The 12,161-nt window shown below is 51.4% G+C and carries 14 protein-coding genes; 11 read left to right on the top strand and 3 right to left on the bottom strand.

All coding sequences use genetic code 11. From position 1 onward, the window contains the following. Positions 1 to 33: 33 nt before the first annotated feature. The gene (locus AC6I8K_RS20845; RefSeq protein WP_196762354.1) at positions 34 to 174 is read left to right on the top strand and encodes a hypothetical protein; all 141 of its coding nucleotides are present in this window, start codon (positions 34 to 36) and stop codon (positions 172 to 174) included. On the opposite strand, the gene AC6I8K_RS20840 is transcribed toward AC6I8K_RS20845, so the two are convergent. Together AC6I8K_RS20840 and AC6I8K_RS20835 are read right to left on the bottom strand one after the other, a co-directional pair. Further along, positions 161 to 1,273, bottom strand: coding sequence for an MFS transporter (locus AC6I8K_RS20840; RefSeq protein ID WP_483818399.1), 1,113 nt, complete (start codon positions 1,271 to 1,273; stop codon positions 161 to 163). The two genes, AC6I8K_RS20845 and AC6I8K_RS20840, sit on opposite strands and share 14 nt — an antisense overlap. Beyond that, positions 1,270 to 1,812, bottom strand: coding sequence for a TetR/AcrR family transcriptional regulator (locus AC6I8K_RS20835; protein ID WP_483818400.1), 543 nt, complete (start codon positions 1,810 to 1,812; stop codon positions 1,270 to 1,272). Before AC6I8K_RS20835 ends, AC6I8K_RS20840 begins: the two co-directional genes overlap by 4 nt. A 718-nt stretch (positions 1,813 to 2,530) precedes the next feature. Between AC6I8K_RS20835 and AC6I8K_RS20830 the strand changes: the two genes are divergently transcribed. The 9 genes from AC6I8K_RS20830 (at position 2,531) to AC6I8K_RS20790 (ending at position 11,314) form a co-directional block, all read left to right on the top strand. Then, entirely contained in the window at positions 2,531 to 2,791 is a 261-nt protein-coding gene (locus AC6I8K_RS20830) for a biofilm/acid-resistance regulator YmgB/AriR (protein WP_064740005.1), read from the top strand. Positions 2,792 to 2,952: 161 nt separating this feature from the next. Continuing rightward, the gene (locus AC6I8K_RS20825) at positions 2,953 to 3,294 is read left to right on the top strand and encodes a hypothetical protein (RefSeq protein ID WP_483818402.1); all 342 of its coding nucleotides are present in this window, start codon (positions 2,953 to 2,955) and stop codon (positions 3,292 to 3,294) included. Positions 3,295 to 3,438: 144 nt separating this feature from the next. After that, positions 3,439 to 4,866 carry an arabinose isomerase gene (locus AC6I8K_RS20820; protein WP_497827490.1) on the top strand — a complete coding sequence of 476 codons (1,428 nt, stop codon included), beginning with the start codon at positions 3,439 to 3,441 and terminating at the stop codon, positions 4,864 to 4,866. A gap of 439 nt (positions 4,867 to 5,305) precedes the next feature. Beyond that, positions 5,306 to 6,016, top strand: coding sequence for a FadR/GntR family transcriptional regulator (locus AC6I8K_RS20815; protein WP_497827489.1), 711 nt, complete (start codon positions 5,306 to 5,308; stop codon positions 6,014 to 6,016). Next, the gene (locus AC6I8K_RS20810) at positions 6,003 to 7,169 is read left to right on the top strand and encodes a PLP-dependent transferase (RefSeq protein WP_064740009.1); all 1,167 of its coding nucleotides are present in this window, start codon (positions 6,003 to 6,005) and stop codon (positions 7,167 to 7,169) included. Before AC6I8K_RS20815 ends, AC6I8K_RS20810 begins: the two co-directional genes overlap by 14 nt. A gap of 20 nt (positions 7,170 to 7,189) precedes the next feature. Further along, a complete protein-coding gene (locus AC6I8K_RS20805) occupies positions 7,190 to 8,461 on the top strand; it encodes an ABC transporter substrate-binding protein (protein ID WP_483818405.1) in 1,272 nt (423 codons plus the stop codon). Between the two features lie 24 nt (positions 8,462 to 8,485). Next, positions 8,486 to 9,409: a carbohydrate ABC transporter permease gene (locus AC6I8K_RS20800; protein ID WP_483818406.1), complete on the top strand. Its 924-nt coding sequence runs from the start codon at positions 8,486 to 8,488 to the stop codon at positions 9,407 to 9,409. Between the two features lie 9 nt (positions 9,410 to 9,418). Next, the gene (locus AC6I8K_RS20795) at positions 9,419 to 10,243 is read left to right on the top strand and encodes a carbohydrate ABC transporter permease (RefSeq protein WP_497827488.1); all 825 of its coding nucleotides are present in this window, start codon (positions 9,419 to 9,421) and stop codon (positions 10,241 to 10,243) included. A 3-nt stretch (positions 10,244 to 10,246) separates the two neighbouring features. Beyond that, the gene (locus AC6I8K_RS20790) at positions 10,247 to 11,314 is read left to right on the top strand and encodes an ABC transporter ATP-binding protein (protein WP_064740013.1); all 1,068 of its coding nucleotides are present in this window, start codon (positions 10,247 to 10,249) and stop codon (positions 11,312 to 11,314) included. Positions 11,315 to 11,358: 44 nt separating this feature from the next. Here the strand turns inward: AC6I8K_RS20790 and AC6I8K_RS20785 are convergent, their stop codons facing one another. After that, on the bottom strand, positions 11,359 to 11,580 hold the full coding sequence (locus AC6I8K_RS20785) for a hypothetical protein (protein ID WP_064740014.1): 222 nt from the start codon (positions 11,578 to 11,580) through the stop codon (positions 11,359 to 11,361). Between the two features lie 293 nt (positions 11,581 to 11,873). On the opposite strand from AC6I8K_RS20785, the gene AC6I8K_RS20780 reads away from it, so the two are divergent. Next, positions 11,874 to 12,146 carry a hypothetical protein gene (locus AC6I8K_RS20780; protein ID WP_497827487.1) on the top strand — a complete coding sequence of 91 codons (273 nt, stop codon included), beginning with the start codon at positions 11,874 to 11,876 and terminating at the stop codon, positions 12,144 to 12,146. Positions 12,147 to 12,161: the final 15 nt, after the last annotated feature.

Here is a 12,161-nt window from a genome sequence, read left to right as displayed (position 1 = left end):
ACACTTTATAGGTGATCAACTAAGGAGCTTCAGATGACTAACCATCCGAAAGATAAACGCGACGTGAACGACGAAAAGCATCCTGCCAAAGATAATCCCAGCGAACACGGTGAGATCCCCAGAACGCGCGATGACAGTGAAGACGACACGAAAGATCCGTTTAACGACGAATAACAAACAGCATCAGCAACGGCAGAGCGGCAAACAGCATTAATGCGGTTGGCGCGCCTGCCTGAGCATAGAGTTGACCAAACAGCAGCGACCCCAGCATCTGACCCGCCGCCAACATGAAAAACAGAATGCCTACGCCGATGGCAGGGGCATTTTGCGTGGCTTCTGCGCCCCATACCAGCAACACGCCTGAGAGTGTCACGTAAGCCGCGCCGCCTAACGCTATAGCCGGAAACAGCCATATTGAGTAATGGTGGCTAATTGCCAGCAGCAATAAAGGCAGGGCCAGACAGCACTGAGACAGCCGATAAACCCAGTTCATCCCCATCCATTTCGCCATTGGGCCGGTCAATGCGCCGACGATGCCTGCTGCGCCACCGATCAACCACAGCAGGTTAACAACGCGGTCGCTGACGGCAATGTGATGTAGCAACGCCGGCCCGAAGCTCCACCATGCGGCACTGGCGATGCCGCTGATCAATGCAATGAGGATAAGTCGCTGCAATGCGCGTTGACGCAGGCGTCTTGACCATGAAGTAGGCTCGGCGTGTTCACGCTGGTTGGGAAGCTGGCGCCAAATCGGCACAAGGCAGATTATCGCTAGCGCGGCGAAAACGGCACAGGAGACGCGCCAGCCGCCAGGCAGCCAGAACAACATTGGCACTGACAGCATAATTCCCATGCTGGTTCCGGCATTGATAACGGTGTTCATTTGTGGCTGCTGCTTAGCATCAATGCGCTGGCTGACGGCACTCGCTAAAGCAGGTGAGGCGAGACCCGCACTCATCCCGGCGATAAATAATCCCACAGCCAGCATCAAGGGTGAGACAGCAATCGCGATAATCACTAACCCCAATGCTGCACACAGTGCGGCGACCGCAGCGAGAAGACGTGGGCCGGCGCGGGCGCTCATCATCGGCGCAATCAATACTGCTACGCAGTAAGCAGCAAAACTGCAGGCTGACAGCATCCCGGAAACGCGCGGTGTAAAGGGTATCGCGTGCATTACGTCCGGCATCATCAGGCCCCAGGCGAAACGCGCCATGCCGTAAGTGACAGCGATAAGCGAAAAGCCGGTGATGCCCAGCGCTGTGCCGTTCATGTCTTTTCACTGAGGGCGATAAGCTGCAGCGCGGCGGCCTTACCTGCATCGCATGCATTCACCGCCCCAATGATCAAGGCTGAGGTAAGAACGCCTTCAAACAGCAGCCAAATGGCATCCGCCAGCGCCACATGCTGCCTGCCGAGCGCGTGATAAATTGAGCGAGCAATGTAATCACGCATATTGTGGCGATATGCCAGCGCCTGTTGAGCCAACGCGGCATCTTGCCCGACGTATTCTCCCCACGCCTTCAAAAACAGACAGCCATTGTTGCCGTATTGCTGCATCCAATCGGCCATTGCATCGAACATGTGGCTTACGGCTTGCGGCTGCTCTGGGGGCGATAATGCGGCAAAAAAACGCTCCTGACGCGCAGCCAGCACCGCCGCCGTTAGCGCTTCACGTGAGGGGAAATAACGATACATTGTTCGCGTCGAGACGTTCGCCTCGCTGCAAATGCGATCGGTGCTAACGGCATGAAAGCCGTTGAGATAAAACAGCCGTTCAGCGGCAGAGATGATGTCGAGTTTCTTTTTCATTCTTAAAAAGTAAACCGATCGTTTTACTTTTGCAAATGTTAAGCGTAAATTGACTTGCTTAAATAGCAGTGCGTTCTGACTCCCGCCGCTCCAGCGCGTATAAAATGCTGTCGCGTCTGGCGTTTTTTGCTTCCGGCAGCGGGGCCAGATTACAGCCTGATTTATGCGGTCCATCTACTTTGTACTGCGCACGATTACCGGCTTTTTTTAATATGTGAATGTTAGACCGGGCTAATAACGTGGTATTTTACCGCTTCGTTAATATTACCGTCGCCCAATGAGATTTTTCTCTTTAAATATCCAGCATCAGGAGCAGGTTATACCCAGCTTGAATAGGATATTAATCATACCTTATGACTAATTTACAATTCTCTTAGGTACCTAACTATCACGCAACTGTCTGTTAAGGTTGACTTTATTTTAACTGCTTAAATTAACAGCGTTTTTATGAAAAGAAAATTCTGTACTCTTATTCGGTGTTTGTATATTTTCATCGTCAAGCGGTGACAAGATAACTTCCCACCCTGAAACCCACGCGTTCAATTGTTAACTTCAGCAGGCTCTCTTGATAGAAATTTTCTCTAAAATTAAGATTATTCCCCTCATAGCAAAATCAATCAGACTCGTTAACTTTTTAGTTGTCTTGATTTTCAGACCATTCCATTAAGATTTTTATCACTAAATAAAATGCTGGCGCTGCAGTCGCCAGGGGAAACGTATGCAAAAAATTAATATTAACACTGACTTCATAACCTACTTCAATTGTGGTTCTGTTCAGCTACGATCGGAAGCTGAGATCTTGGGTTCCATCATCACCACTATCATAGCTGACAAAAAAACTGTTACTAATAAGAGCATTATCGCTTATCTGCTTGCCGAACTGGAGTGCACAAATGATGCCGCTTTCCAGGATTGCCTGCGTAATACGCTTCAAATTGTGGTAGGAAAAACGCCGGATGATGAAAGCTTTTTAAGTTAAGAAAAATAGCAATAAATAGGGCTGTTGATATAAACCTCTTTTTTGATTTTAGAGTTCAGGGTTTATCTGACAGTCTACTACCATGCTTAATGCGTTATAATAACTGGACCGACCAGGGCGAACCTGGCAAACAGTTAAATTCCAATAATAAGTGATATTTTATGAATTACAGCAATTTTTCAGCAAAAGTAAGTTTCTGGCCTAATATGCATTTCACCGCTATTGAAATTGAACAGTGCGGAGAACACTTTGAGATATATGCCACTGACATTTCCCGGCTGGCTAAAAGTAAACTTTTTGTGGGGCGTACCCATGATAAAAATTTAGCGGATTCTTATGCTAACCAGTTTCAAGAGTGGTTACCTAAAGTTAATCGCGAAATGAAAGTGCGCGAGATGAAGCCGTTATCCCGCAATATGACTTCTCAGGCACTCAGCAAAAAAAACGATCTGGAAATTTTGCCGGCCCATGCGGATTTTTTGCGTAACAGTAATCATTGGTAGTCGATAAGCGCGAAATTTAAATCTGCGAGCCAGTACAAGCTAATTATTGACCTCCTGCCATAAATTGATTGTTGCTGTCTGCATGACACAGGTTTCCCCAGCAAAAATTCGCACAATAGAAAGCTTCTCTTTCCAGTGCGAAGAATGGTTGTGGACAACATCAAAGTCGGACTTTTTGGCATCGGTCTTGAAACCTACTGGCCACAGTTTGCTGGGCTCAAAGCACAACTTGAGCAGTATCTTGCTGTGGTCGCCGAGCGATTAAGCACGCACGGTAATGACGTCGTGGATGCGGGGCTGATCGATAACAGTGAGAAAATTGAGCAAGCGACGCAGTTGTTTGCTGCAGAGAGTGTTGACGTCCTGGTCTTATACATCACGACCTATGCCCTAAGTTCCACCGTTCTTCCTCTGGTGCAGAATCTGAATAAGCCCGTTTTGATTTTAGCGCTACAACCTGAAATGTTGGTGCCTTGTCGGGAAATCAACGCACTGACCGATCGCGCCGCTCGCACTGGCCAATGGTTGGCGCATTGCCAGGCATGTACCGCGCCAGAATTGGTTAATGTATTTCAGCGAATCGGCATTCAACATGAACTGGTTGTGGGTTATCTGGATGACGATGTGGCATGGCGGCAAATAGCCAATTGGCTTAACGCGGCGTATGTGGTTCGGGCACTCAAACAGACGCACATTGGTATTGCAGGTCACTACTATAACGGCATGTATGATGTGTATTCAGATATCACCAATCTTTCTGGGGGCTTTGGCGTACGCTTCAAAATAGTGGAATTTTGTGAGTTAGTGGCGCTCGCCTGTCAGCATGAAGAAAGCGAATACCGGGCAAAAAGGGATGAGCTGTTCAGCGTGCTGGAGGTTGATCACACCTGCGAAGAGACTGAAATCCAACGCGCATTACGCACAGCAATTGCACCCGATAAGTTGGTCGAACGCCATAAGCTGCGTGCGCTGGCTTATTATTATGAAGGCGCGCCTGGTTCCGATCATGAAAATATCGTCACTTCCGTCATCGCCGGTAATACCTTGCTGACGAACCGGGGCATTCCCGTTGCCGGTGAGTGTGAAATTAAAAATGTCATTGCGATGAAGATCTTGAGCCTTCTGCATGCGGGCGGATCTTTTTCAGAACCTTATGGCATCAACTTTAGAGACGAAACCGTGCAGTGGGGACATGACGGACCGGCTCATCCTGCAATGTCCACGGCAAAAGTTCGGCTGGTGCCTTTACCGGTCTATCACGGCAAACCCGGGAAAGGGGTTTCCATTCAGATGAATGTTGCTAACGGTCCGGTGACCTTTTTATCGGTGGTTGAGCATCGCGATAGCAGCATCACGCTGCAATATGCGGAAGGCCAGGCTGTAGCGGGTGAAACACTGGATATCGGTAATACCAACAGTAATTATCGCTTTGCCCTCAGCGCGCGGGACTTCACTAAATCATGGTGTGAAGGTGGACCAGCACATCACTGCGCGATTGGTCGCGGCCATCTTGGCGAGGTGATTGAGAACATTGCGAGATTGCTGAATATCCAGGCAAAGCGCATCGCTTAGTATTTTAACAATGTGCAGGCATCGTAGCGGCGCAATTCATTGCGCGATAACTCGCGCCGCTAGGGAATATGCGGCTGTTATCGTGACGATCGTCACTACGTTGAGCTGGGCACCTTTTGCGCCGAATACAACAAGCCCATTGAACAACGCCGGTTGCCAAATGAAATAACAGCCCCGACAGCCAGCGCTTCGGATTTATTAGCGCTGGCAAGATTTGAATAAATAATAGCGCCTATCTTATCGGGGGCTAAAACTGCTGAAGACCAAAGCCATCCCTTTCCCGTCCTCATCTGGTGCAAAATCCCCCTGTTTGCACCAGTAAAACGCATAACATCCGCTTATCACACCGTATAAAATTCATTCAATTCAGCGTATTAATAACCTGGCATGCGCGTTGCTAATCAATTGGTAGAGATGTTGGACCAATTAAGGCAATGCTATGCAGATACCGGCTGAGCTTCATCCTATTTCCACGCCGCGCAGCGATACGCTGATTCTCGATGCGTTGACACGTTATATGGCGCAGTCGGGTGCGCAGCCTGGCAGCCGCTTGCCACCAGAACGTGTGCTGGCGGAAAAGCTTGGCGTTAGCCGTAATACGGTGCGTGAAGCGCTCAAACGCTGGGAAGCGCTAGGCATTATTCTGCGTAAAAAGGGCAGCGGCACCTTTTTGCAGGCGGAAGTGGACGTCAATGACAGTTTCTTGTCGCTGCGCTTCAAAAACGACTCTGCCAACATGCTCCACGCGCTGGAAGTGCGCCGCATTATTGAATCTGAATCCTGCGTGCTGGCGGCACAGCGCGCCACAGCTGCGGATCTGATCGAAATCGAGCAACGTCTCGAAGAGATGGAAAAAGTGCATCTGGCGATTGGTTCTGCCGGGGCGGAAGACTGGGCATTTCATGCCAGTATCTATCGCGCCGCCGGTAACCCTCTGCTGCTGCAAATGCTCAACGGCATCTACGACTCATTTCATGCATTTTTCGAATCACCGCCGGAACAGGCGCTGTTTTCTGACTCTTTCCCGCTGCACCGTGAATTATTCAACGCTATATGCCAACGCGATTGCATAGCGGCGCGCGCCATCTGCCATCAAATACTCGATATCACCGAACGCGACATGAGGGATGTAATTAATGCCAAACGATAAGCCGATTCCGCAACAAACGCTGCTCACGCATGACGAACGCCATGAAAAAGGCGCGGTCACTACGCCGATTTATCAATCTTCACTGTTTACGTTTAGCGATTACGACAGCATGATCGCGCGCTTTCGCGGTGAGAGCGATCAGCCGCTCTATTCGCGCGTCGATAACCCAACGGTAAAAGCGCTGCAGGACAAAATGGCGGCGCTGGAGGGGGGCGAAGCCTGCCTGGCGTTTGGCAGCGGCATGGCGGCGATCAGCAATGCGATCCTTAGCGTGGTGGCACCGGGCAAAAAAGTGGTGTGTGTCAATCACGTATATCCCGACACCTACCGCTTCCTGCGTGGCTTCTGCCAGCGCTTTGGCATCGTTACAGAGTTCGTGGACGGTGATGACGAAGGTGCGATGCGTGCGGCCTTAATGGATGCCAGTCTGCTGTATCTGGAAAGTCCCTCCAGTTGGGTAATGAGTGAACAGAATCTGAATAAACTCGCTGCGATGGCACGCGAAGCGGGCGTCATCAGCATCATCGATAACAGCTGGGCCTCACCGATTTTCCAGCAGCCGCTGCTGTGTGGCATCGATATCGTGGTGCACTCGGCGTCGAAATACATCAGCGGTCACAGCGATGTGGTGGCCGGTTTGGTGATCGCTAGCCAGCAGCACATCAACAACATTACCCGTTACATCAGTCCTTATCTTGGCGGCAAACTCTCGGCGCATGAAGCCTCACTGCTGATGCGCGGCCTGCGCACGCTGCCGCTGCGCATGAAACAGCATCACCAGAGTGCGCTCACTATTGCGGAAAAACTGGTGGAACATCCGCTGGTGACGGACGTGTGTCATCCGGGGCTAAAGCCCCAGTCGTGGTCCACCTTGCGCGGCTATAGCGGTCTGTTTGCTTTTGAAGTGGCGGAGCAGGTGGATATTCCACAGTTGTGTAACGCGCTTGAGTTATTCCACATGGGCGTGAGTTGGGGGGGATTTGAAAGTTTGGTCATGCCGGCGATTTCTGTCATCAACCAGGCCAGTGAATTTAACTCGGCGGTGGATTTCGGCGTCTCACCGCGCCTGATCCGCATCTCGGTGGGCCTCGAAGAGACCAACGATTTGTGGGCCGATTTGCAGCAAGCCCTTGCCAGCGCCAATCGCGCGTAATCACTTACCGGAGAACCGTCATGACTCAACGTTTTGCTCTGAAAACACTCGTATTAGCCGTAGGTTTAAGTGCGGCCATGAGCAGTCTCGCCGCCAAACTTACCGTGGTTGAAGTGATTACCAGCCCGCCGCGTACCGCGCTGCTGCAAAAAATGCTCGATGAATATAAAACGCAGCATCCCGGCACGGAGATTGAACTGATTTCCCTACCGTGGGGACAGGCATTTGAAAAGCTCGGCACCATGTTGCAAAGCGGTCAGGTGCCAGATGTCGTGGAGATGCCGGATACCTGGCAAGGATTGTATGCCAGCAATAACATGCTGGAAGACCTCGAACCGCGCCTGAAAAGTTGGGACGCCACGCCTCAGCTCACGGATAAAACGCTGGCCATGGCGCGTGCTGCCAACGGCAAAGCCACCATGGTGCCGTACGGTTTTTATCTGCGTGCGCTGTTCTGGAATAAAAAGCTGTTCCAGCAGGCCGGTTTAAATGAACCGCCCAAAACCATGGAGGAGTTTGCCAGCGATGCGCAACGCATCAGTAAGTTAGGCAATGGCATCAGCGGTTACTGCATGCGCGGTGGCGTGGGTGGCACCAACGCCTGGATGATGTTTATGGCGGCGATGAACGGTTCACCCGAGTTCTTTGACAAACAAGGTAACAGCACGCTGACCGAGCCGGGCGCAATAAAGGGTGCGCAGCTGTTGGTGGATATGTACCAGCAAGGCGGCGCCTCGAAAGACAGCGTCAACTGGGGCTTCAATGAGATCGTCTCGGGCTTCTATTCGGGTAAATGCGCGATGCTTGATCAGGATCCAGATGCGCTGATCGCCATCAAAAACAGCATGGCGGCCGATGATTTTGCCGTGGCGCCAATGCCGGTCGGTCCTTCTGGCAAAGCTTTCCCGACCATTGGTTACACGGGCTGGTCGATGTTCAAGCAGGGCAAACAGAAGGATCTTGCCTGGCCGCTGATTACCTTCCTCAGTGACAAAACCAACAACCTCACATGGTCAAAATTCGTTGGCACGCTGCCGATTTACAAAGGTGCAGAGCAGGACCCGTTCTACCAGACGCCGCAGTTCGCGGGCTGGTTCAAAGAGCTGAACGATCCTAACTATGTGCCGCTCACAATGCCCACCCATCTGAAAGGCTGGGGCTACTTTAACTCGGTCATTGTGAAAGAGAGCAGCCAGGAAACCTTGCTGGGCGAGAACGATACCGAAAACATGGTGAAAGATTGGGCGAAATATCTCAGCAAAGAGCAGAAAGCCTGGCTTGCCACGCAGTAACGTTGAACAACCGGGAGTTTACCTATGATGCTTGATGCTTCTCTGCCCAATAGCACCTCGCGTGCCCGCCGTTTGCGCTGGTCTCGGCTGGCTGAACCGTGGTGGTACTTGTCGCCTGGCCTGTTGCTGATCGCCTTGTTCATTTTTGTGCCGATGGCGATCGGCATTTCTTATGCGTTTCAGAGCATCAACCTACTGAATCCGATGGAAACCGGTTGGGTAGGCTGGGACAATTTTACGGAAATGTTTGACGATCGGCGCTTTTTTAAAGCGCTGGGGCACACGCTTAACTGGACGCTCAGCTCGCTGTTGCTGCAGTTCTTCTTCGGTCTGGCACTGGCGCTGCTGCTCAACCGCGAATTTCGCTTTCGCCGCTGGGTGCAGGCGCTGGTGTTCTTGCCGTGGGCAGTTCCCGCGTTTCTCTCTGGGTTGACCTGGTCATGGTTGTTCAATCCGGTGGTGGGGCCGCTGCCACAGTGGCTAAGCGACCTGGGCGTGCTGAGTGAGCCGTACAATATTCTGTCCGATCCGCAGCTGGCGATGTGGGGACCGGTGATCGCCAACGTGTGGTTTGGTATTCCGTTCTTTGCCATCACGCTACTGGCGGCGCTGCAGTCGATTCCCAAAGATCTGTACGAAGCAGCCTCGATTGACGGTGCCAGCGGTTGGCAGCAATTTCGCCGCGTCACGCTGCCGTTTCTGGCGCCGATGATCGCCATCACCGTGATGCTGCGTACCATCTGGATCGCCAATTTTGCCGATTTGATTGTGGTGATGACCGATGGCGGGCCGGCGGGATCGACCTCCATTCTCTCCAGCTACATCTTCACCACCGCTTATCGCAAGCTCGACTTTGGCTATGCCTCGGCGATGGCGGTGTTTCTGTTACTGCTGATGACTTGCTATGCGCTGGTGTTACTGCGCATTCGCCATCAGCTGCTGAAATAGGAAGCGACTATGCGACTGTTACCGCTGATTGGCCATCGTCTAAGTATTGCGGCGTATCTGGTGTTCGCCCTGTTTCCGCTCTACTGGATCATCAAAATTTCGCTGACGCCGGACCACCTCCTGTTTAGCCAGGGCGTCACGCTGTTGCCGAGCGGAGTGACGTTCGGTCATTTCAAAAAAGTGCTGATCGACAGTGATTTCCCGACGTTTTTTACCAACAGTCTTATCGTTTCGTTTAGTACCGCGTTTATCACCACGCTGATTGCCGCTGCAGCTGGCTATGCCTTTTCGCGCTTCCAGTTTCGCGGCAAAGTGCTGATCGCCGGGCTGCTGCTGTTCACGCAGATGTTCCCACTGGTGATGATTATCGCCCCGATTTACAAGGTGATGGCGCCGCTGGGCCTGACCAATAGCTTGATCGGGCTGATTCTTATCTACACCGCGTTCAACGTGCCGTTTGCGACGTTTCTGATGCAATCCTTTTTTGATGCCATACCTAAAGATCTGGAGGAATCGGCGATGCTGGAAGGCTGCACGCGTTTTCAGGCGTTGTATCGTGTGCTGATGCCGCTGACCTTGCCGGGTATGGCGGCCACGCTGGGGTTTGTCTTTACCGCTGCGTGGAGCGAGCTGCTGTTCTCACTCATGCTAATCAACAAAAATGAGGTGATGACCTTCCCGGTTGGGCTGCTCAGCTTCGTGTCGAAGTTTGCCGTTTCATGGGGAGAAATGATGGCGGCGGTGGTGCTGGCGCTGATTCCTGCCAGTCTGTTCTTCGCCTTTATTCAACGCTATCTGGTTCAGGGACTCACCGCCGGTGCGGTTAAGGGGTAGATTATGGCTGAAATCACGCTTAAACAGATCGATAAGCGCTATGGCAACGTTGAGGTGCTGCGCGATATTAATCTCACCATTAAAGATGGTGAGTTCGTGGTGCTGGTTGGCCCATCTGGCTGCGGAAAATCGACGCTGTTACGCACCATCGCCGGGCTGGAGTTGGCGAGCGACGGCGATATTCGTATCGGTAATCAGTTGATGAACGATGTGGCACCCAAAGATCGCGATATCTCGATGGTGTTCCAAAGTTATGCGCTTTATCCGCATTTGACGGTGGCGCGCAATATGGGCTTCAGTCTGGAAATTCAGAAACGCCCGCGCGCAGAAATTGAAGAGAAGGTCAGGCGCGCGGCAGAGATTCTTAGTCTGACGCATTTACTCGATCGCCGTCCAAAAGAGTTATCTGGCGGCCAACGCCAGCGCGTAGCGATGGGGCGCGCCATCGTGCGTCAGCCGCAGGTGTTTCTGTTTGATGAACCGCTCTCAAATCTCGATGCGCAGTTGCGTGGTCAGATGCGCGTCGAAATCAAGAAGCTACATCAGCAGATGAACAACACCATTGTTTACGTGACGCACGATCAGGTTGAAGCCATGACGCTCGCTGACCGTATTGTGGTGCTGAACAACGGCGTGATTCAGCAGGTCGGTACGCCGTTGGAGTTATATGACACGCCGGCTAACAAGTTTGTTGCCAGCTTTATTGGCTCGCCCTCAATGAATTTCATTAATGGCGTAATGACTGCTGACAGTGTGCGTATCGGCGATAGCGCGCAACTGCCACTGAATGGGCGCTGGGTGGATCACCCGGTCGGGCGAGACGTTATTTATGGTATTCGACCCGAGAACGTGACAATTGCCGAACCGGGCGCACGCAATGTGCTGCCGCTGGAGGTGTCGTTGGTGGAGCCAACCGGATTATCCGAGCTGATTCATGGGTCGTTGTTGGGGCATGACATCATGCTGTTCACCACGCAACGTTCTGGTGCGCAGGCAGGGGATATTTTGTCAGTAACGATTGATGCTGATCGCGCGATGTTGTTTGATGCCGATTCGCAAAAGCGTTTATAACTTGTGAAATAAGCCGCCTGTTATCTCTCAGGCGGCTCGCGTTATTACTTGGTTTGCTGCTGTTTGCTGTCAGCCTCTTTCTGCTTTTTGTTAGCCATATGATGCCCCACCGCACAACCCGCCGCCGCGCCAGCAACACCGTGATGGGCCACGTGACCCGCAACGCCGCCGACAACTGCACCTTTAATGCATCCTTTAGCTTCTACCTGCGACGTTACCGATAGCAGCACGCCCGCAGTTAATACAATGAGAGAAAGTTTACGCACTGGATTTATTCCTTTTTTAAGTTAATAAAGTGCAAGCAACACGAATCCAGTGTAGTCAGCGGAATAAAAGGCACTGTTATAAACTGTAAACAAAGATATTTTGCTAAAATATAAAGCTTATTTTATGAGCGTTAATAGTCAGGCCAGGGAAAAGGAGGCTGCCGATATAGATTCGGTTTTACAAAACAATTGTTTTCTCTTAACCTGACAGACGCCCGTTGATTTTCTCGATATAACAATACCAATGTTAAATATATCTAATGATTAATTTAAATGACGACACAGAGAATTAAATGACCAGCAGTTACGATGAACAGATGAAAGATAGAATGATAGGTGAGGCGCTTCTTGCACTCTTAGAGGATGCTGTCACTGTATCCTCCGCAGCTCTCATCACTAAGCTCGAATCTATGGCGGAAGCTGAAGAGGAAGTTTATCGGAGAGTCGCCTGCCAACGCGCACTGGAGGATGTCAGAAATCATAGCATCAGGACGAATGACTTAAGCGATGCTAAGGATTCCAGTGTGGCGATGCCGGTTTATACCGCGAATCATAAAAAACACTGAGTGAATCTCTACCCT

The organism is Pantoea sp. X-Soil-ISGK-421 (assembly GCF_059730785.1).
The sequence above is the reverse complement of the archived record's forward strand: the minus strand, read 5'-3'. Positions and strand labels throughout refer to the sequence as shown.